Source organism: Bradyrhizobium sp. NP1 (assembly GCF_030378205.1).
Taxonomy (GTDB): domain Bacteria; phylum Pseudomonadota; class Alphaproteobacteria; order Rhizobiales; family Xanthobacteraceae; genus Bradyrhizobium.
This window is the reverse complement of record NZ_CP127385.1, coordinates 7,633,095-7,652,105: the sequence shown is the minus strand read 5'-3', so window position 1 is coordinate 7,652,105 and position 19,011 is coordinate 7,633,095. Positions and strand designations below refer to the sequence as shown.

Annotated in this window: 19 protein-coding genes, 1 tRNA gene and 2 pseudogenes; 15 read left to right on the top strand and 7 right to left on the bottom strand. The window is 62.5% G+C overall.

Annotated elements, in window-relative coordinates:
• Positions 1–113: 113 nt before the first annotated feature.
• The 4 genes from QOU61_RS36835 (at position 114) to QOU61_RS36820 (ending at position 2,889) form a co-directional block, all read left to right on the top strand.
• Positions 114–704 (top strand): L,D-transpeptidase, encoded by a 591-nt coding sequence (locus QOU61_RS36835; RefSeq protein WP_502877002.1) that lies wholly within the window; start codon positions 114–116, stop codon positions 702–704.
• Between the two features lie 331 nt (positions 705–1,035).
• Complete coding sequence (locus QOU61_RS36830; protein ID WP_289656061.1) at positions 1,036–1,536, top strand: GlcG/HbpS family heme-binding protein; 501 nt, start codon at positions 1,036–1,038, stop codon at positions 1,534–1,536.
• Positions 1,537–1,664: 128 nt separating this feature from the next.
• Positions 1,665–1,904, top strand: a complete 240-nt coding sequence (locus tag QOU61_RS36825) for a hypothetical protein (protein ID WP_289656060.1) — start codon at positions 1,665–1,667, stop codon at positions 1,902–1,904.
• Positions 1,905–2,355: 451 nt separating this feature from the next.
• Positions 2,356–2,889 (top strand): hypothetical protein, encoded by a 534-nt coding sequence (locus tag QOU61_RS36820; RefSeq protein ID WP_289656059.1) that lies wholly within the window; start codon positions 2,356–2,358, stop codon positions 2,887–2,889.
• A 47-nt stretch (positions 2,890–2,936) separates the two neighbouring features.
• On the opposite strand, the gene QOU61_RS36815 is transcribed toward QOU61_RS36820, so the two are convergent.
• Entirely contained in the window at positions 2,937–3,677 is a 741-nt protein-coding gene (locus QOU61_RS36815; protein WP_289656058.1) for a class I SAM-dependent DNA methyltransferase, read from the bottom strand.
• A gap of 532 nt (positions 3,678–4,209) precedes the next feature.
• Here QOU61_RS36815 and QOU61_RS36810 point away from each other — a divergent pair.
• The 5 genes and pseudogenes from QOU61_RS36810 to QOU61_RS36790 form a co-directional block, all read left to right on the top strand.
• Positions 4,210–4,551 (top strand): ArsR/SmtB family transcription factor, encoded by a 342-nt coding sequence (locus QOU61_RS36810; RefSeq protein WP_289656057.1) that lies wholly within the window; start codon positions 4,210–4,212, stop codon positions 4,549–4,551.
• A 3-nt stretch (positions 4,552–4,554) separates the two neighbouring features.
• Positions 4,555–5,031, top strand: coding sequence for an SRPBCC family protein (locus QOU61_RS36805; protein ID WP_289656056.1), 477 nt, complete (start codon positions 4,555–4,557; stop codon positions 5,029–5,031).
• A complete protein-coding gene (locus QOU61_RS36800) occupies positions 5,031–5,666 on the top strand; it encodes a dihydrofolate reductase family protein (protein WP_289656055.1) in 636 nt (211 codons plus the stop codon). The genes QOU61_RS36805 and QOU61_RS36800 overlap by 1 nt, the downstream gene beginning before the upstream one ends.
• Positions 5,667–5,766: 100 nt before the next feature.
• Complete coding sequence (locus QOU61_RS36795; RefSeq protein WP_289656054.1) at positions 5,767–5,895, top strand: hypothetical protein; 129 nt, start codon at positions 5,767–5,769, stop codon at positions 5,893–5,895.
• Positions 5,892–6,083, top strand: a pseudogene (locus tag QOU61_RS36790) (recombinase family protein); the annotation flags it as partial. The gene QOU61_RS36795 and the pseudogene QOU61_RS36790, both read left to right, overlap by 4 nt.
• A gap of 57 nt (positions 6,084–6,140) precedes the next feature.
• Here the strand turns inward: QOU61_RS36790 and QOU61_RS36785 are convergent.
• Positions 6,141–6,818: a Crp/Fnr family transcriptional regulator gene (locus QOU61_RS36785; RefSeq protein WP_289656053.1), complete on the bottom strand. Its 678-nt coding sequence runs from the start codon at positions 6,816–6,818 to the stop codon at positions 6,141–6,143.
• 339 nt (positions 6,819–7,157) lie between these two features.
• Here QOU61_RS36785 and QOU61_RS36780 point away from each other — a divergent pair, with 339 nt between their 5' ends.
• The gene (locus QOU61_RS36780; protein WP_289656052.1) at positions 7,158–7,457 is read left to right on the top strand and encodes a GlsB/YeaQ/YmgE family stress response membrane protein; all 300 of its coding nucleotides are present in this window, start codon (positions 7,158–7,160) and stop codon (positions 7,455–7,457) included.
• Between the two features lie 100 nt (positions 7,458–7,557).
• Positions 7,558–7,728 (top strand): hypothetical protein, encoded by a 171-nt coding sequence (locus QOU61_RS36775; RefSeq protein WP_289656051.1) that lies wholly within the window; start codon positions 7,558–7,560, stop codon positions 7,726–7,728.
• 836 nt (positions 7,729–8,564) lie between these two features.
• Here the strand turns inward: QOU61_RS36775 and QOU61_RS36770 are convergent.
• The gene (locus tag QOU61_RS36770; protein ID WP_289656050.1) at positions 8,565–8,765 is read right to left on the bottom strand and encodes a hypothetical protein; all 201 of its coding nucleotides are present in this window, start codon (positions 8,763–8,765) and stop codon (positions 8,565–8,567) included.
• Between the two features lie 164 nt (positions 8,766–8,929).
• Between QOU61_RS36770 and QOU61_RS36765 the strand changes: the two genes are divergently transcribed.
• The 4 genes and pseudogenes from QOU61_RS36765 to QOU61_RS36755 all read left to right on the top strand — a co-directional run bounded on the left by QOU61_RS36765 (position 8,930) and on the right by QOU61_RS36755 (position 12,278).
• Positions 8,930–10,021 carry a slipin family protein gene (locus QOU61_RS36765; RefSeq protein WP_289656049.1) on the top strand — a complete coding sequence of 364 codons (1,092 nt, stop codon included), beginning with the start codon at positions 8,930–8,932 and terminating at the stop codon, positions 10,019–10,021.
• Between the two features lie 89 nt (positions 10,022–10,110).
• Positions 10,111–11,160: a fatty acid desaturase gene (locus tag QOU61_RS36760; protein WP_289656048.1), complete on the top strand. Its 1,050-nt coding sequence runs from the start codon at positions 10,111–10,113 to the stop codon at positions 11,158–11,160.
• Positions 11,161–11,390: 230 nt separating this feature from the next.
• A pseudogene (locus QOU61_RS37315) lies at positions 11,391–11,588 on the top strand (hypothetical protein); the annotation flags it as partial.
• Positions 11,589–11,591: 3 nt separating this feature from the next.
• The gene (locus QOU61_RS36755; protein ID WP_289656047.1) at positions 11,592–12,278 is read left to right on the top strand and encodes an RCC1 domain-containing protein; all 687 of its coding nucleotides are present in this window, start codon (positions 11,592–11,594) and stop codon (positions 12,276–12,278) included.
• A gap of 173 nt (positions 12,279–12,451) precedes the next feature.
• Here the strand turns inward: QOU61_RS36755 and QOU61_RS36750 are convergent.
• The 4 genes from QOU61_RS36750 to QOU61_RS36735 form a co-directional block, all read right to left on the bottom strand.
• Positions 12,452–12,528 (bottom strand) — tRNA-Arg (locus QOU61_RS36750).
• 125 nt (positions 12,529–12,653) lie between these two features.
• Complete coding sequence (locus tag QOU61_RS36745; RefSeq protein WP_502876862.1) at positions 12,654–15,764, bottom strand: bifunctional diguanylate cyclase/phosphodiesterase; 3,111 nt, start codon at positions 15,762–15,764, stop codon at positions 12,654–12,656.
• A 132-nt stretch (positions 15,765–15,896) separates the two neighbouring features.
• Positions 15,897–17,675, bottom strand: a complete 1,779-nt coding sequence (locus QOU61_RS36740; protein ID WP_502876861.1) for a putative bifunctional diguanylate cyclase/phosphodiesterase — start codon at positions 17,673–17,675, stop codon at positions 15,897–15,899.
• Positions 17,676–17,906: 231 nt separating this feature from the next.
• Entirely contained in the window at positions 17,907–18,869 is a 963-nt protein-coding gene (locus QOU61_RS36735) for a sensor histidine kinase (protein WP_289656046.1), read from the bottom strand.
• Positions 18,870–19,011 lie beyond the last annotated feature (142 nt).

Genomic DNA, 19,011 nt, shown 5'->3' with positions numbered 1-19,011 from the left:
TTTCAGCGTTATTGAAGCAGCAACATTGAGGCCGTGTAACGCGTGGAGGACAGGCCGTGTCGAGGTCCGCAACTGCAGTGGTGCTCGCGGGAGTTTTCCTGCTCGGTGGGTGCATGCAGGCGACGCTCTCGCCGTCGTCGGACGCCACCATGACACCAAGGGACCGGCAGCTGCTGGCCCATCCCCCTTACGCGCAGGCCTCGATCCCCGATCAATATCAGCGGCACATCGTCGACTACCAGCGCCGGGAGCGGCCGGGCACGATCCTGGTCGATACCGATGCGCGCTATCTCTATTATGTGCTGCCCGGCGGCAAGGCGATCCGTTACGGCGTGGCGGTGGGCGAGGAGGCGATGGCCTTTTCCGGCGTCGCAACCGTCGGCCGCATGGCCGAGTGGCCGGATTGGGTCCCGACGGCGGATATCCAGGCCCGGCTCGGTCCCTATCCGGCGCGCGTTTCCGGAGGCCCGGCCAATCCTTTGGGCGCGCGGGCGCTTTATCTCTACGAAGGCAACAAGGATACGCTGTATCGGATCCACGGCACCAACCAGCCGGAATATATCGGCCAGGCGATCTCGTCCGGCTGCATCCGCATGACCAACAGCGATGTCATCGATCTGTTCGGCCGTGTATCGATGGGCACGACCGTCGTCGTGCTTGCGCCGGGCCGGACTGCACAGATCGGGCGCGTCCTGGGTCTCTAGAGCGTTTTCGAGCGAAGTGGGTACCGGTTCGCGTGAAGAAAACGCGTCAAAACAAGAATCTCGAGCATCGGTTCTGATTCAGTCAGAACCGGAAATGCTCTAGACCTGAAGACCTGACCGGGTCCCGGTAGTGAGCCGGCTTGCGCCCGCCTCACTTCAGTGAGCGCGCTCTCCACCTTTTTGTGATGCGCATTTCGCTCGTCTGGCGCTTGTTTCCCCCTACATGAGGAGTGAGGCGCCGGGCTCGAGCGAGCCGAGCAGCGACGCGCGCTGTGACGCTTCAAACGCATGCCAGATCGCTATGGCAAAAGTCGCTACGGCAAAAGTCGCCATGACAGAAATCGCTATGCCAAAACTTGTTGCCTGCATCGGACTTTTGGCGGTCGTTCTGGCATCGCCAGCGAGCGCCCAGACCATCCAGGTCAGGATCCTGGATCAGGCCGGAGCCGAAAGCGTGCTTTCGGCCGCGAAGGAGAACGCGCTGAAGCGCAATGCGCCTTCGGCGATTGCGATCGTCGATCCCGCCGGCGACCTGCTCGCTTTCGAGCGGATGAATGGCGTGCGCGCCGCGAGCGCGGAACTCGCCATCGAGAAGGCTCGAACGGCAGCGCGGCTGCAGCGCCCGACCGAGGAGATCGAGGACAGCATCAATCAGGGCCGAACAGCTTTCGTGACCGCCGGCATCATGTCATTGCGCGGCGGCTCACCGATCCTCGTCAATGGCGAGGTGGTGGGTGCCGTCGGGATCGCCGGCAGGAGCAAGGAGAGCGACGCGCAGATTGCGAAGGAAGCGGCGGCTGTCTTTCGTTCAGTGGTGAAGCCGAGCGGTTGACCCTCGGCAGGTCATGGCGCCCGAAACTCAACCGTTCACAAACCATGCATATTTTTTACCAAGCCGGCTAATCAAATCGAAAACCGGTCCCGCGCAAAGTCCCGCTGACGCAAGTAACGGGGGTAACAATGAGTGGGAACGCTGTCCTGGAAAACGTGCGCCGCTATCGCGCCATCGCTTCGCTGTATCGTCAGACGGCCGCCTTCCGTCCGCTGCAGAAATGGTCGCTGCTCGACCAGGCCGAGGAATGGGAGCGTCGCGCCGTCAGCGAGCTCGAAAGCTACTTTGGCCTGCGCAACGGCCTCGCTTCCGACTGGACGCTGGCTTCGCCGGTTGGGCGACAGCCGGAAATGGCTATCGCTGCGTAAATATTGCTCGGCCGGCCCGGTTGCGCTTCCTCGGCTGGCTCCTGGTATTCCATCCCATTTTGAATAGACGGCTCGCAATGAGCCGTCTGTTTTGCTTTATAAGGCCTCACGATCTTCGCGATCGGCATTTTCCGAATGTGAAGGAAATTCGACAGCCATTCCCCGGCCGCGCCCGGACCATCGCGTAGTCCTGTTCGTGCCACGAGAGCGCCCAGAAGGCGTGATGGCGTCCGGGCCGTAGTTAATAATTGGTTGTGTTATGCGTTCATTGCCTCGCCACAACGGCCGTTCGCGCGCGCTGATTTGCGCACCGCTTCTTGTGTCAAGCGTGTTCTCGATCACCGCGGCCTTGGGTCAAACCACCGGCACGGTGGCGCCAGGTGTCGCGGCGAAATCGTCGCCCTCCCAGCCCGGTGCTCCCACGGCTGACGAGCCGCCGCCCGGAAGCTGCATGCCGATCGGCGTGACCGTTTCCGGGGAAATCGTCTTTCCCTTCCAATGCAAGGACTTTATCGAGCGGCAGAAGGCGGCGAACACGACACCGCCTGTCGTCGAAGCAAAGCCGGCCGCCGTCGAAGCCAGGCCTGCAGGCGAACAGAAAGCCGCTCCCGTCGACGAGAAGAGCGCGGCAGCGGCGGACAAGCAGCCGCCTGCCGACGAGACCGGCGCCATAGCGGAAAACAGGCCCGCGCCCGCAGAGGAGAAGGGCCCGGCCACCGACAAGCCCGCGCCTCCGGAGGAAAAAAGCGCGGCTGTCTCCGACAAGCCTGCGGCGGTGGAAGAGGTCGTCGCGAGGCAACCGGAAGCCAACAGCAAACCGGCGGTCGAGCCGGCTCAGCCGGCTCCATCGCCCTTGCCGAGGCGCGCCGGGCTCGAGCCGCGCGTGCGCAGCGGGGGTCCGCCCGGCTGCACGCATTTTCGCACCTATGATGCCGCGTCCCACACCTACAGGACCTACGGCGGACAGCGGCGCGAGTGCCGGTAAGCCAATCGTTGTTTCAAGCCGACGACCCGTCAGCGCGATCCCTACTATCACTCGCGCGCGAGCCGATAGACGGACACATGCGAGCGCGACTCGGCCGTGAATTCGTTGCCGATCCAGTCGGCATGCCTGCTCTCCAGCTCAAAGCCCGCCATCTGCGCCATGAGGTCGAGCTCTGAGGGCCAGATATAGCGATGCCGAGAGCGCACCAAAGTCGCCTGCCCATCCGTGTTGAAGCGGAAATGGTGCGATATGACGTGCTGGTTGACCACATCATAGGTATCCAGACCGACATAGCCGGGTTGGGTCTGCCAGACGACTGCGTCCTGCGTTGGCGGTAAGCGGCGCAGTTCAGGCACCCAAAGCTCGATGACGAAGTGGCCGCCCGGGACAAGATGGCGCGCCGCGTTGCGAAAGCACGCCACCTGTTCCGTCTGGGTCAGCAGGTTTGATACTGTGTTGTAGACAAGGAAGACGAGGGCGAATTCCCCTGGTGCCGAGGCGGTGGCCATGTCTCCGAGGATTACCGGGATCCGTGCCTCATCAGCCTTGGTGCGCAGTTGATCGACCATCGCCGTCGACAGTTCGATACCGACAACGGGCACGCCAGCATCCCTTAGCGGCACGGCGACGCGCCCGGTCCCAATCGCAAATTCAAGAGCCCAGCCATGCCCGGCAAGCTCGGCGAGACGCGCCACGGCTGGCTTGAGGACCTCGTCCGAGAACATTCCCGAGCCCGGCGTGTCGTAACGGGCCGCGGTCTCTACGTTCCAAATATCGTCCTGGCTCATGCAGGAGTTTGTAGACAGCCGAACGCGAGGTTAACAAGTGCATCAATGTAACGATGAAATGGTAGGGGTAGCCGCTTACGGCGTGCTGACAAACCATCTCTTTGGCCGCGGCGTGCCAACGGTGTGTTTGAGTGAGAGGGTTTGGCGATTTGGCTGCTCGTCGGTGCGGCAGGTTCTCGCGCATCTACTGCTGCTGGCGCCCCAGCGTGGATGAAACTGATAATTACGTTTCCGCTGGAGTACTATGATGTTCCGGTCCGCTGCGCGAGACAGCCGCCGGAAGTATCCTCGGCCGTCATAGCCACTACGATGGATCGTTCAGCGCTACGCGCGCTCCTTGCTGCTGCCACGCGCAGACATTGCCTGGCGCAACTCCTGAACATCCCATCGACTTGAAGGCCGCGCGTTACGAGCGCCGTTCGCCCTGGTCGATCAGTGCCTGGATCGATTTCCAACTGCGGCTGGACCGGCAACAAGACCCGCCTGATTTCTCCACGTTGACATATTCCCATATCGGCATATGATGGCGCCCATGGCACGAGCAGCGACGACGTCGGACGTCTTCAACGCGATCGCCGAGCCGCAGCGACGGGAGATCCTGACACTGCTGCGGGCGGGTGAGCGGCCGGTGACCGAGTTGGCCCAGGAGTTGGGGATGACTCAGCCGGGGGCGTCGAAACACCTGCGGGTGCTCCGGGATGTCGGGCTCGTGCGGGACCGCAAGGCAGGCAAGCAGCGCCTGTACGGCCTTGACGCCCGCGGGCTGCGACCGGTTCACGAGTGGACCGGCGGTTTCGAGCGGTTCTGGAATGAGAGCTTCGACCGGCTGGACGCGTACGTGCAGGAGCTCAAGCAGGCAAGGAAGAAGGAGTGATCGATGGCAGCGACGGCCGACCGCGAGATCGTTATCTCCCGGGTCATTAGTGCCCCACGGGAGCTGGTGTTCGAGGCGTTCACCGAAGTCCGGCACCTGTCGCGATGGTGGGGACCGGAGGGGTTCACAACCACCACGCGGGCGTTCGAGTTCCGCGTCGGCGGGGAGTGGGACTTCGTGATGCATGGACCGGACGGGACGGACTACCAGGAGTGGATCTCCTGGACCGAGATCGCCTCGCCGGAGCGGATCGCGCTGCTGCACGGTGAGCGGCGCGGCGACCCGAACGCCTTCGAGTCGGTCCTCACGTTCGCGCCCGACGGCGCGACGACCAGGATCGAGATGCGCACAGTGTTCCCTACCAGAGAGATGCGCGACGAGGTGGTCGAGAAGTACCACGCGATCGAGGGTGGCCAGCAGACCCTGAGCAAGCTGGCTGCCTACGTCACCGAGATCGTTCGGAAGGGAGTTGAAGGCTGATGGCCGGAAAGGTGTTCTTCAGCGTGACGATGTCGCTGGACGGGTTCATCGCTCCCGAGGAGCGTAGGGACGAACCGGACGTGCAGCGCTGGATGGCGCAGTGGATGGAACTGCAGCAGTGGATCTTCCCGCAGCGGTTCTTCCGGGAGAGGCTGAAGCTCGGCGAGGGCGGCGAGGAGGGACGCGACAACGACATCGTGCAGGAGACGTTCGAGCGCACCGGCGCGAGCGTCATGGGCAAGCGCATGTTCGACCTCGGCGAGCAGGCGTGGCCGGAGGAGGCGCCGTTCCACACGCCGGTCTTCGTCGTGACGCACGAGACGCGTGACCCCTGGGCGCGGCCGGGCGGGACCACCTTCCACTTCGTCAACGACGGCATCGAGACTGCGCTCGACCAGGCCCGCGGGGCCGCCGGCGACCGGGACGTCCGCATCGCGGGCGGCGGCGCAACGATCCTGGAGTACGTGAACGCCGGCCTGATCGACGAGTTCTCGATCGCGCTCTCGCCCGTGCTGTTCGGCTCCGGAATTCGCCTGTTCGAGGGCGTGGATGCGGGCCGCGTGGCCCTGGAGCCGGTCCGCGCGGAGCCGACGCAGCGGGTGACCCACCTGACCTACGCAGTCCGGGAGCGGTAACTGTCTCGACCAGCGCTCCCCCGCCGAGGTCAGCAGCGCGGTGAGATCCTCGACGCTCTGAGCGTCAGGAAGGGCGAGCGCCGCCACGGTCGGTTCCTCGATGCTGGTGGTGGATGCCATCAGTGAGCGCGCTGCCGCCTTCTATGAAGGAAACGGCTTCGTGCGGCTGCCGGATTCGCTCCGGCTGGTGTTGCCGATGCATGCAATCCAGCGATTGGTGGAACCATGACCGACGCAGCACCTGCACCGCCGGATGCGACGGTCGCAAATGTAGTCGCCAAGGCCGCGCTCTATCTGCGCGTCTCTCCGGGACGCCAGGCGGAGAGCGATCTGCCGATTCCCGATCAGCAGCGACAGATCACCGCCTATTGCGTTGCCAAAGGCTGGGACGTCGCGGCCGAGTTCGTTGAGCCGGGCAACACCGCCACCGACGATCGTCGGCCAGCGTTTCAGGCGATGATCGACCCGGCGACCTCAGTCGTCCCTCTTGATCTCAGGCTTGTCATAAAGGACCGCGTTCAAGAGCGAATTGTGAACCTCGATCTTGCCGTTATAGGTAATGAACCCGAGCTTGCGAAACTTGTTCATGAAAAAGCTGACCCGGGAGCGTGTGGTGCCGATCATTTCCGCCAGGGTCTCCTGGCTGACATTGGCCACAATCGGCTGCGGGGTACCTTCCTTTCCGAAATTTGCCAGAAGCAGGAGAAGGCGCGCGAGCCGCTTCTCGCTCGAATTGAATAGCTGATCGATCAGGTCTTCCTCGATCCGGCTGTTGCGGCTCAGGAGATATGTCATGAACAACTCCGAGAACTTTGGCTCGCTTTTAAGCGCCGTCAGCATCGCGCCTTTCGCGATCGACGTGATCAGGCAATCTTCCATCGCCATTGTTGTCGAAATCCGCATGGGATGGCCGTTGAGGCATCCTTCGCCGAAGAATTGTCCGCGTTCCAGGATTCCGACCACCGCTTCCTTGCCCTGCTCGGAGACAACGAGAACCTTGATCCTTCCTTTTTGAATATAGAAAACCGTATCGGCGGCGTCCCCTTGCGAAAACACGACCTGGTTCTTGTCAAATTTCAATATGGTTTTGCCTTCGCCGACCTTGGCGAGAAAGAGTTTTGGATCAAATGAGCTTTTCGCCATTTTTGGCATGAAACCGTCAAAGTCTGATGGGGGCCCTCAGTTTAGCAGGTCCGGCAACCGGTGTGTTGGGCAAATTTTGCTTCTGTCGTGGACGTATCTGAAATCGGGACCAACAATTCGCAGCGGTGGTCCGCGTCGTCCTGATGATTAAGGTGATATCTCCTGGACGAAACCGGCATCGCCGGTATCTTGCCGATCCGGCTCGCTGCACAGTCCGAAAGCGGTCCATTAACAAAACCCGCCACTCAAACGACCGACATCTGAGCAATTTTGCACAGCGCCCGGCCTCGCTCGAGTCTATCCTGTAATGGTACCGCCGCCCGGCGGTTCGATGGTGAGGACACGAAAATGAACATTTCGGGTGAAAGCCTTCTCGTCATATTGGCCGTCGGCATCGCGGCCGGCTGGCTGGCGGCCCAGATCGTCCAGGGAACGGGCTTGGGCCTGGTCGGCGATCTCGTCGTGGGAATAGCGGGGGCGTTCATTGCGAGCTGGATATTTCCGCAACTTGGGATCCATTTCGGTTCGGGCATCGTATCGGAGATCGTTGAAGCCGCGATCGGCGCGATATTGCTGCTCTTGATCATCAGGCTCGTCCGCCCACGGAGCCGATGGGGAGGAAGCTGGGGCGGAGTGTGGCGTCGTTGAACTTGCGATCAATTCGCTGACGCACGCATTCGGTAATGTAACGACATGCGGCCTCATTGTGGTGACGTGCGACACCGTCGCAACGGAATGGACGCTGTCGGTGTCCGACAATGGCGATGGCAAGCAGAAGCACGCGATTGTCGCGGAAGGCGGACTCGGTACAGGCATCGTCGCAGCTCTTGCCCGCCAGCTTAACGCGCTGATCGTGACGAAGAGTGGTCGCGAAGGCACCTCCGCTTCAATTGCTCGTCATGCGGTGAAAGCCGTTTGAAGCTTGAGAAAAACTGCTCAGCAAAACTACCAAGACGCCGCCTCGCCAAATCGGTATGTCGCACTCAAGAATCACGACCGGTACAACGAAACGATCACGACAAGAAGAAGTAGAAACGCGGGGACCACGATCGGCGGCACTAGCCAGTCGCGTAATTTGAAATACGCCATCTCTTGCATTTGAGCCTCCTTGCAGAACGTCTGCTTAAGTTCGTGGCCGGCTCGCATCGCCTGCCGCGAACGCCGTTCGGGAGCGTGAGGCGCGTCAGGCAGGCTCGCGAGGTCGCGCGCCGTCTCGGACTGCCAGTGACGGCATGAGGTGACCTCTATTTGGGCGAGAGCGTAACACTCTCACTCACCGCAGATGCCAGCGAAGGGGCGGTGGTGGAAACACCCTGGAACCGCCGCTATCTCGGCGCTGTCCCATTTTGCTCACTTTCGAAAAGTTAACGAATGAGGACACCGGGGAAAGCGCAACGCCACCAAGCTCAATAATGCTTGGTGGCGTTGGATTAGGTCCGGACAGTGCAATCCCCCGGTGACTGGCAAAGTGCATACATGCACCGCGGTGTCTGTTCAAAATTGCTCACTTTCGGTAATCATCGGCCAACGGCCTCAGTCCGCAGCGTGGGGCTGCGATATTTGCTCGGACGCCACCGGCTCAAGGCAATATTCGAGCATCGTGTAGGTGCATGGCGTACATTCGAACGCGCGCACATCCCCGAATATTCGGTGGAGCGGATTCGCAGTGGGCACCATCGTACATTTGCACTCCGGGCAATTTGGACCCTTCATGATGCGCCTTCCCTGGAGGATTGTGGGCTTGCTGTTCGGCCACTACGCCTCGGTGGATTTCGTTGGATCCTCAGCCAGCACGTTGTAGATGTGCTCGCACGTGGAGCATTCGAAGGTCCGCAGATCAGCACCGTTTTGACGAGGTTCGATGCGGATCAGCATCATGCGGCCCTGACACAGCGGGCAGCGTGGCCGCAAGATCGGAATGAGCGATGGTTCGGGGCGAGCATAAGCTTCAGGCATATAATGCTCCTGCATATGTGGCGGGAGCATGCCGCGCCCCCATGGCAGCCGCTACCGCGGTTGCGATGAAATGAACATGTCGCGCTGCGCAGCGCGCTACTGTTCAATATTGCTCACATTTCCCGAAATTTAAGGCGCGATCCGGCGCATCCGAGGCGCAAGGATTGCAGCCTTGGCTTCCTTTGTCGGTCGCATTCTCTCGTGCAGCTCCGGCGTATTCGGCGGTGAAACGCGGGATTTGGACTGAGCAATATTGCTCAGCAAAACATCCAGATACGGATCAGTATGCAAGACGACTTCTTGTGCAGGAATCAAAAATGAATCCGATCACCGTATTCCTTACGATCGTCTGCCTCGCCGTCGGCGCCGCCCTCGTTACGACAGGCTACCTCGTTCCAGGCGCCATCTTCGTGGTCTTCGCGATCGTCGTCGCCTCCGCTCTGAAGATGGCGAACACCTGGCAGAAATTCGTTATCCTGCGCGCCGGCAAATTGCGCGGCGTGAAGGGGCCCGGCCTCTTCCTCATCATTCCGGTCATCGACAACGTTGTAGCCGTCATTGACGAGCGTATTCAGACTACCGCTTTCAGCGCCGAGGAGGCCCTGACGAAAGACACGGTTCCGGTGAATGTGGACGCCATCATCTTCTGGTTTGTCCATGATGCCCAGAAGGCGGCCTTGAATATTACCGACTATCGCCAGGCCATCGATCGTGTCGCCCAGACCTCGCTGCGCGAGATGATCGGCGCGTCCATGCTGTCAGCGCTCCTGTCGGAGCGGACTGCCGCAGACGAGCTGTTGCGCAGCGAGATCGGACGCAAAACGGCGGACTGGGGCATCTCGGTGAAATCGGTCGAGATCCGCGACGTCGCGATCCCGGTGGCCTTGCAGGATGCGATGTCGCGGCAGGCCCAGGCCGAGCGGGAAAAGCAGGCCCGCGTCATCCTTGGATCGGCGGAAGCCGCGATCGCCGGCAAGTTCGTCGAAGCGGCTACGATCTATGCGGGCCAGCCTGCGGCCCTTCAGCTTCGCGCCATGAACATCATCTATGAGACGACCAAGGAACGCGGCACCACGATCCTGATGCCGACATCGATGGTCGACAGCATGAATCCCGTCGTCGCCTTGGCTTTGGCAGGGCAGGACAAGACCGCGCCAGCCAATGCGAACGGGCCTCCGCCGCCGAGCAGCCGTTCCACGCAACAGAAAGGCGCCTCCAAAGCCGACGAGCGCCCACCTGCGCTCCAGCCAACTTGACACACGGTCCGTGCGGCCTGGAGTTGTTGCTCGCGGGCCAGTTGTTGGGCGCGCGATTTTGAACACATAGGTTCGAGAGCGGTCTAGACGTGGTTCAAAGCCCCCCGGAAGCCCGCGCCTTGGCGCACCTGCTCGCCCAATATCGCGAGCCGAACACCGCGCGCGGCGTTTTCGAGCTGGTGATCACGGCGGTGCCCTTTCTTGTCCTCTGGATCCTGATCTGGGCTGCTCTTGACAATGGTTATTGGGCTGGCCTGTTGCTGGTGGCGCCCGCGGCAGGCTTGCTTGTCCGCCTTTTCATGATCCAGCACGACTGCGGCCACGGCTCGTTTTTCCGCGGCCGTCTTGCGAACGATTGGACCGGCCGAGTCATCGGTGTCATGACCTTGACGCCATACTATTACTGGCGACGCAACCATGCATGCCATCATGCTAGTTCAGGTAATCTCGATCACAGGGGCTTGGGCGACATTGACACGTTGACCGTGCGGGAATTTCTTGCGCAGCCTCGATGGCTTCAGATGCTTTATCGTCTCTATCGGCATCCCATGGTGATGTTTGGCGTAGGTCCCACGTATCTGTTCATCCTGCGCCATCGATTGCCAATAGGGATGATGGTTGACGGCTGGAGGCCTTGGCTAAGCACAATGGGAACGAACGCCGCCATCGCGATTTTCGTCGCTGCGATGATCCGGCTGGTGGGCCTTGGGCCATTCCTGCTTGTGCACCTGCCGATCATGGTTCTGGCGGCGTCGATCGGCGTCTGGCTGTTCTATGTCCAACACCAGTTCGAGGACACCTTCTGGTCCCATGACGAGACCTGGAGTTTTCATGAAGCGGCACTGCACGGCAGCTCCCACTACCACTTGCCGGGTGTCTTGCGTTGGTTCACCGCGAACATCGGCATCCACCACATCCATCACCTGTGCAGTCGAATTCCTTGCTATCGGTTGCCCGCTGTATTGCGGGACCATCCTCAGCTCGCCACCGTCGGACGAATCACCTTGCTCCAAAGCTTGCGGGGCGTACGGCTGGTTTTGTGGGATGAGGACGAGCGGCGACTCATTTCGTTTAGGGAGGCGGCCGTGAGCGCCCGTCGGTCAAATAGGGCAAGGACCGGCCTACCTGGATTGTGCTGAATTGAGAGCGGGAAAATGCTTCCAGGCGCCGGCGCAGCTCGTTCCACTCGTGCTGCCCAGGAACAGGCAAAAACGCCGCGAAAACCGATTACGCGGACATTCTGCGGACGGCGACCATGGGAAATGAGGAAAACTGGCGCACTCTGATTCCTTTTGAATGCGGTGACCCCCTCGGCGAGGCGAGCAGCGGCAACAATCTATAGAACGGAAGAAGAAACGTGGTGGTGCTCATGAATACTATAGGTGCAGGTCGTAGACATACCGTCGCTGTCAGCTCTGGCGGAACGGTCTCGGCCGTGGGCGATAATGGGCACGGTCAGTGTAATGTGACTGCTTGGCGCAATATTTCAGCAGTCGCGGCTGGAAACGTTCACAGGGCGACGAATACCGGCAATGCCCATACGGTCGGACTGCAGTCGGATGGTAGGGTAGTGGCGACCGGCTGGAATCTACACGGACAATGCGATGTTGGAGGTTGGCGCAACATTGTGGCTATCGCAGGTGGATGGCGCCGCACCGTTGGACTTCGAGCCGACGGCACAGTCGTTGCCATCGGAAGAAAGCATGAAGGCGCATGCGATGTAACCGCCTGGCGGGATATTGTGGCGATCACCGCGGGCGATTGGCACACCGTCGGCGTCAAGTCGAATGGCATGGTCGTCGCAACTGGCAACAATCAATATGGCCAATGCAGGGTCGCGGATTGGCGTGGCATCGTTGGCGCGGCGGCGGGCTACCTGCACACGGTCGGATTAACTGCGGATGGAAAAGTGTTGGCGACGGGCACAAGGGACGAAGGGCAATGTGATGTGGACGATTGGCACGATATTATCGCGATAGCGGTAGGCAGCAGTCATACACTTGGTCTGAGATCTGATGGCACCGTGTTAGCCACAGGCTGGAATGATTTCGGACAATGCGATGTTCAAGGCTGGTCCGACATCGCGGCTATCGCTGCGGGCTGTGCTCACAGCATCGGAATACGTATGGATGGCACCGCAAGAGCCGCGGGCGATAACAGCTATCGCCAATGCGACGTCCGAGGGTGGCACAGCGTCAAATTGCCCTGCACTCGGCTTAACCGTTCGAGTTTGAAAAACGCGCTTCGCTTGTCGTGACCTAAGACCATCGGTAGCGACGTCGTCCCTACATACGCAATGGGCGAGGTGCGTGGCGATTTCGGCGATTCTACGCATCGCGCCGACTTTCTCGCGCGAAAGCGGGTATCTGAGGTCAGGCGCACAAAACGTTAAGCTAGGTCACGACCCTTAACAGTCGTACCTAGGGGAGATGGCGCACCCGACACGATTCGAACGTGTGACCTTTGCCTTCGGAGGGCAACGCTCTATCCAGCTGAGCTACGGGTGCTTCGAGGGCCACCTTTAGCCGATTGGTGAGGGGTCGGCAACGGTCCTGGCATGATCCGTTCCGGGCCTGGCGGACCGGCCTTGCGCTGCGCCATCATGACCGGCCGCGCAGCCGCAGAGGGCGGGTCAGGCGACCGCCGCGGAGGCCCGCCGTTCCAATAGCAGCCGCACCTGTGCGGCAGGCTTCGGCGCGCTGAACAGGTAGCCCTGCATCTCGGTGCAGCCGAGCATGCGCAGCATCTCGCGCTGCGGCTCGGTCTCGACGCCTTCCGCCACCGTCGTCATCGCGCGCGTGGCCGCGATGTTCACCACCGCGCGGACGATCGCCGAGGAGCCCTTGGGCTCGGTGATGTCGGTGACGAAGCTGCGGTCGATCTTGATCTTGTCGAACGGGAAGCGCTTCAGGTAGCTCAGCGACGAGTAGCCGGTGCCGAAATCGTCGAGCGCAATCCGTACCCCGATGGCGCGCAGCTGGTGCAGGATCGCAAGCGCGATCTCGTCGTCGCTGATCAGGACGGCTTCGGTGATTTCGAGCTCCAGCCGCGTTGCTGGCAGGCCGGAGGCGGCGAGCGCCCCGGTGATCTTCAGTGCCAGCGTCGGGCAGCGGAACTGGACCGGCGAGACGTTGACGGCGAGACGAATATGCGCCGGCCAGCTGGCGGCCTCGTGGCAGGCCGAACGCAGCACCCAGTCGCCGAGCTCGTTGATCAGGCCGGTATCTTCCGCGACCGGGATGAATTCCGCCGGCGAGATCATGCCGCGCTCGGGATGGCGCCAGCGCAGCAGCGCCTCGCAGCCCGACACTTCATTGGTCGCGAAGTCGACCAGCGGCTGGTAGTGGATCTCGAAGCCGCCGTCGGCCAGCGCCTGCCTGAGGTCCTGCTCCATCGTCAGCCGAGCCTTGGCGCTGGCGTGCATCGCGGGCTCGAAGAAGCGGTGGGTGCGCCGGCCGCCGGCCTTGGCGGCGTACATCGCAAGGTCGGCGTTCTTGATGAGCTGGTCGAGGTCGGTGCCGTCCTGCGGCGCCAGCGCGATGCCGATGCTGGCGTCGGTCGAGAGCTGGTGGCCGAGGCATTGATAGGGCTGGCGGATCGCCTCGTGGATCTGCGTCACGAAGTCGACGACGTCGCCGCTGCCGCCGACCCCGGTCTGGATCACGGCGAACTCGTCGCCGCCGAGCCGCGCGATCAGGTCGCCCTCCTTGAGACATTCGCGGATCCGGCCCGCCACCGTCTTCAGCAGCTCGTCGCCGACGTGATGGCCGAGCGAATCATTGATGCCCTTGAATTCGTCGATGTCGACATAGAGCAGCGCGAACCGCGCGCCACTGCCCGTCTTCCGCAGCTCATGCTCGATCTGCTCGCGGAACAGCACCCGGTTCGGCAGGTCGGTGAGCGCGTCGTAGTGCGCGAGGTGCGCGATCTTCTCGTCGGCGCGCCGCCGCTCGGTGACGTCCTCGACCACGTTGATGATGTAGCGCGGTTCGCCGGCCTGGTCGCGGATCCCGATCCGCCGCGAGGTGACGTAGCGGCGGCCCGCGGTCATGCTCTCCCAGGGATGCTCTTCGAGGAACAGGCCGCTTGCCGACTGCAGCGTCGCTTCGTCGTCCTCGGCGACCTTGTCGGCCAGCGGCTTGGGAAACAGGTCGTCCGCGGTCCTGCCGATGATGGCATCGCGCGACTGGCCGAACTGCGCCTCGGCGACGCGGTTGACCAGAAGGTAGCGGCGGTCGCGGGCGTCCTTCACCGTGATCTGCGAGGGAATATGGTCGATGATTTCGCGCAGGAACGTATAGTTGCGGTCGCGCTCCTGCTCGAGGTTCTGCCGTTCGGTGACGTCCTCGATGGTCGCAACCCAGCCGCCCTGGGCCAGCGGCTTGTTGACGATCAGGTAGGAGCGGTCGCCGTTGCAGGTCTGGATCGTCGAGGAGATCTTGCCCTGCGCGACATTGCGCATGATGTTGGAGCAGAACTGGTGGACGTCGCCGTCGTAGGAGCCGGTGTCCTTGCGGTGCTGGATCAGGTCGTAGAAATGGCAGCCGGGCTTCACCACGTCGGTCGAAAGCCCGTACATGTCGATATAGCGCTGGTTGCAGGTCACGATCCGGGCGGAGGCATCGTACAGCACGAGCCCCTGTGTCATGTTGTTAAGCGCGGTGTCGAGCCGCTGCTTTTCGTCCTCCAGCCGCCGCTGCGCCTCGCGGCTCTGGCCCTTGATCTCGCGGACGATCTGCAACAGCGTCAGCGCAATCACGAGGGCCGCGAGGGCTGCGACGAGGATCAGGAGCCGGGTCTGCTCACGCCAGTCCGCCAGCGCGGCCGAGGTCGTGTTGGTCGCGATCACCGTCAGCGGGAAGCGGGACAGCGGCGCCGCCGAGCCGAGCCGGCTCTTGTGGTCGACCGGGCTTTCCATCCGCATGGTCTGCTGGCCGCCGTGTTCGCGCACGCGCTGCAGCAAGGGCGCAGTCCTGAACCTCTTGCCGATCAGCGCATCGGCGCGCGGGTAGCGCGCGAGCAGGGTGCCGTCGAGATGGAACAGCGAGACGGCGGCGCCCTCGCCAAGCGTGACGGAGGCGAAGAATTTCTCGTAGCTCGCGGTGTCGATGCGGCGCGTCATCACGCCGAGAAACGTCCCGCCGGCGCCGCTGAGGCGGTTGGCGATCACAGTCGTCCAGTTGTCGGTGAGATAGCTGCGCACCGCTTCCGCCGCCACCGATGGCGCGTGCGCGTCCGACTTGAAGCGCTTGTAGTAGTCGCGATCGGAAATATCCACGGTCGGCAACGGCAGCGGGCCCGACCAGTTGATCAGCTTGCCGTCGGCATCGAAGATCGCGACATCGCCCACATAGGACAGCACGCTGATCTTGGAGCGCAGCATCTCGTGGGCCGGCAGGCTCGACATCTTGTGCCTGAAGGCTTCGGCCGAGGGCAGGTTTGAAATCTGCATCTGCGCGATCAGGTCGGAGGCGATGACTTCCGAATCCTCGAACTGCTGATCGAAGTGCCGGCTCAACAGCCGCACGGTGTTTTCCAGTTCGCGCGTGGCATTGTTGAGCGCGCGCTCGCGAAACTGGTCGACGATCACGGCGGTGCCGACGACGATCGCAGCGATCAGGATGGTGCCGCAGATCGTGAGCCAAAGCACGGGATCGCGCCGGATCGAGCCGGCAATCTGCCGCGGCCCGATCGCGGTGGTCTGGGACATTCTGCCCCACAGGAAGGAAATCAGCCTATGCATTCCCCAAGCTCCGGAGGGACATGCATACGATGCATAGATGGCAGCGCGGTTAGGAAAACCGGTTACTTGAATCTTAACGGCGCGTTGGTTTTTTGAAGCGATTTGCCGCGGCCAGGGCCGGCCGTGCCGCGTTCAGCGCCGATAGCGCTCGGCGCGCGTATTGAAGTTGCGGCTCTGCTCGCGTGGCCGGCTCGTCATCCCGGCACGTTGCTCGCTCGTCGCAGGCGCGGCGGTGCGCAATTCATCGAGGAAGATCGGGCGCGAGAAATAGTAGCCCTGGGCATAGCGGATCCTGGTCGCGGCCTGCAGATAGGCAAGCTCCTCGAAGCTTTCCAGCCCCTCCGCGATCACGGTCATGCCGAGCGCCTCGCTCAGGGACTCGATTGCGCGCAGGATGCCCTGGCTGCGCGGGCGCTTGTGAATGTCGGTAATGAAGGAGCGGTCGATCTTGATCTCGTCCGCGGTGATGTCGGCGAGCGCAGAGAGCGAGGAATAGCCGATGCCGAAATCGTCGATCGAGATGCCGACGCCGAGCTTGCGGAACAGCGGCAGGATGTCGGCCCGGAAATGCGACGTGGTGACGAAGGCATCTTCCGTCACCTCGACCATGAAGCGCCTCGGAAAGCCGGTGGCTTCCAGCGCGCGAGCGAAGCGATGCATGAACGCGGCGTTGACCGCCTGCTTGGCGGCGACGTTGATGCTGATGGTGACGTCGTGACCGAACGCCTCGTTGATGCGGTCGATCGACTTGACGATCTCGGCAAGCACAAGGAAGGTCAGCTCGTCGATCAGGCCGAGTTCGACTGCAAGGTTGACGAAGGTGCCGGGCGCCTGAATGACGCCCTGGTCGTCGCGCAGGCGCACCAAGGCCTCGATGCCCCGGACCGCCTTGGTGCGGATATCGACCTTGGGCTGGAAAGCGCAGCAGAATCGCTTGTCCAGAATGGCGTGCCGCAGCGACTGCTCGACCTTCATCCGGGCCTGGGCTTCGCGCTCCATGCCGGTATTGAAGAAGGCGACCGCGCTCTTGCCTTCGCTCTTGACGCGGTACATCGCGATGTCGGCGTTCTGGCATAGCGCGGCGTAGCTCGTGCCGTGATCGGGATAGAGGCTGATGCCGATCGAGGCGGATGCGAAAATCTCCGAGCCGTCGATGAAGAACGGCACTTTCAGCCGCTCCAGCGTCGTACGGATGAAGTCGGCCACTTCATGCTCGCTCTGCACCGGGCTCAACAGCAGCAGGAATTCGTCGCCGGAGATGCGCGACAGCATGTCGGTCTCGCGCAGATCACGGTCGAGGCGCCGTGCGACCTGGACCAGCAGCGCATCGCCGATGCCATGGCCGTAATAGTCGTTGATGTGCTTGAAGCTGTCGATGTCGAGAAAGGCCAGCGCGAACCGCTCGCCGCCGCTGTGAAGCAGGCCGTTGACGCGATGCTCGATCACGCGCCGGGTCGGCAGGTCGGTCAGCTCGTCGTAATAGGCCGAGCGAAACAGCTGGTCCTCGAAGGCCTTCTGCTCGCTGATGTCGGTGGACGCCGAAAGCAGCAGGCTGCGCTCGCCAATGCGCACCGGCCGGTGCGCGGTGAGCAGCACCTGCCTGGCGGCGCCGGCGCCGACGCATTCCTCGGCGACCGCGTCGCGGCCCGCGCGCAGCAGCTGGACGCCGTTCTCGCGGCGCGGCCCGAGCTGTTCGGCAAGCGGCGCCGCCGGTCCGCTGCCGCCGATCCCGAGCTGAGTCGCGGCGGCGTCGTTCACCAGCAGGAAATTGCCGTCCTCGTCCTGGACCGTGACGCCGGCGGGCAACATCCTGAGGACGTCCCGCAGCATATCGAGCTCGGTTTCCGCCGCGCGCTCGCGCTCGTCGTCGGTTACGGCGATCTCAAGGTCATGGGGAGGGCGGCTTTGCATGGCCGCCGAATGTGATGAGTTCCTTCTTAGTTTTGGTTAAGCGGACCTGAGAAACCGGCCGCGGCCGCGACATTATTCCAGCGCCGCCAGGGTGGTTGCGAGACGTCACTAACAGAACGTCAACGCTACGGCATGATCCGGAAAAGTGGATACCGGTTTTCCCTCGCGACCAACGCAAAAACGCGTTTGCGCGGAGATCATGCTCAAAGCCATCGCGCTTTGGCGCGCGCCTCAGCTCGCGGGAAGCCGGCACTGCATGGTGCAGTGGACGCCGCTCCTCAGGAACGAGACCTCGGTCTTGCCGTCGAAGGCGAGCAGCGCGGCGCGCAACAGCTTGGTGCCGAAGCCGGCGGCGCCGACCGCCTCGACCGGAGGTCCCTCGGTTTCGTCCCAGGTGACCACGAGGCGGTCATCCGACACCGTCCATGATACCTGCAACAGCCCGCGCGCGGAGGAGAACGCGCCGTATTTCCCGGCGTTGGTGGCAAGCTCGTGGAACACGAGCGCCAGGCTGACCGCGAGCTTGTCGGGCAGGAACAGCGGATTGCCGTTCAATGTGAAGCGGACATGACCATAGGGGCCGAGCTCGGAAAGCAGGAGATCGCGGATGTCGCAGCCACGCCCGTCGACGCGCGCAATCAGGTCGTCGGTGGCCGACAATGCCCGCAGCCGGTGATCAATCGCGGACCAGGCCTGCGGCTGGTCTGACAGCACCTGATGCAGTACCGCATGAACCGAGGACATCTTGTTCTTCAGCCGGTGCTGGAGCTCGTCGACCAGGAGCTTGCGGTAGCCTTCCTCCTGGATCAGGCGCCGCGATACCTCGCGCTGCTGGGTGACCATGGACCGGTAGTGATTCACCCCCCAGATGGTGAGGCCGCTGACCACCCAGTAGATCGCAAGCAGCGCGAAGCGGGCCGGATCGGGCGTGGAGTCGCTGAAATTGACGAAGACCCCGAGCAGGCCGCTGGCGAGCGCCGTCAGGATACCGATGCGCATACCCGCGACCGCGGTGGCGAAGAACACCGCCGGCAAATACGGCGTGAAGAACACGTCCGGCCGGATCTGCGCGAGGCCGAAGCGCGCCAGCGTCGCGAGCGCAAGGCAGCCCGCCCCGAATACGACGCTGAACAGCAGGGATGGCTGTGCCGTGCCCTGCCAGCCGCGCCAGAATTCGTCGATCAATTTTTTCATCGGTACTGTCACTCGGCGTGATCGGCGAATCCAACGGGTGCCTTGGGAGAAAATAGGCAATTCGGATGCGCAAGCATAGCTTGCGTTGCGATCCGCGGCGGCGATACTCGGCCAAGGGAACCGGCTATCGTCAGCGCTGAGA

What these genes read in the sequence shown, in the direction of transcription:
- QOU61_RS36800 (WP_289656055.1), top strand. Translation starts at nt 5,031, where the DNA reads ATGGCCGGAAAGGTGTTCTTCAGCGTGACGATGTCGCTGGACGGGTTC.
- QOU61_RS36815 (WP_289656058.1), bottom strand. Translation starts at nt 3,677, where the DNA reads ATGAGCCAGGACGATATTTGGAACGTAGAGACCGCGGCCCGTTACGAC.
- QOU61_RS36735 (WP_289656046.1), bottom strand. Translation starts at nt 18,869, where the DNA reads ATGAAAAAATTGATCGACGAATTCTGGCGCGGCTGGCAGGGCACGGCA.
- QOU61_RS36835 (WP_502877002.1), top strand. Translation starts at nt 114, where the DNA reads ATGCAGGCGACGCTCTCGCCGTCGTCGGACGCCACCATGACACCAAGG.
- QOU61_RS36770 (WP_289656050.1), bottom strand. Translation starts at nt 8,765, where the DNA reads ATGCCTGAAGCTTATGCTCGCCCCGAACCATCGCTCATTCCGATCTTG.
- QOU61_RS36830 (WP_289656061.1), top strand. Translation starts at nt 1,036, where the DNA reads ATGACAGAAATCGCTATGCCAAAACTTGTTGCCTGCATCGGACTTTTG.
- QOU61_RS36795 (WP_289656054.1), top strand. Translation starts at nt 5,767, where the DNA reads ATGCTGGTGGTGGATGCCATCAGTGAGCGCGCTGCCGCCTTCTATGAA.
- QOU61_RS36745 (WP_502876862.1), bottom strand. Translation starts at nt 15,764, where the DNA reads ATGCATAGGCTGATTTCCTTCCTGTGGGGCAGAATGTCCCAGACCACC.
- QOU61_RS36785 (WP_289656053.1), bottom strand. Translation starts at nt 6,818, where the DNA reads ATGCCAAAAATGGCGAAAAGCTCATTTGATCCAAAACTCTTTCTCGCC.
- QOU61_RS36820 (WP_289656059.1), top strand. Translation starts at nt 2,356, where the DNA reads ATGCCGATCGGCGTGACCGTTTCCGGGGAAATCGTCTTTCCCTTCCAA.
- QOU61_RS36805 (WP_289656056.1), top strand. Translation starts at nt 4,555, where the DNA reads ATGGCAGCGACGGCCGACCGCGAGATCGTTATCTCCCGGGTCATTAGT.
- QOU61_RS36740 (WP_502876861.1), bottom strand. Translation starts at nt 17,675, where the DNA reads ATGCAAAGCCGCCCTCCCCATGACCTTGAGATCGCCGTAACCGACGAC.
- QOU61_RS36810 (WP_289656057.1), top strand. Translation starts at nt 4,210, where the DNA reads ATGGCACGAGCAGCGACGACGTCGGACGTCTTCAACGCGATCGCCGAG.
- QOU61_RS36825 (WP_289656060.1), top strand. Translation starts at nt 1,665, where the DNA reads ATGAGTGGGAACGCTGTCCTGGAAAACGTGCGCCGCTATCGCGCCATC.
- QOU61_RS36780 (WP_289656052.1), top strand. Translation starts at nt 7,158, where the DNA reads ATGAACATTTCGGGTGAAAGCCTTCTCGTCATATTGGCCGTCGGCATC.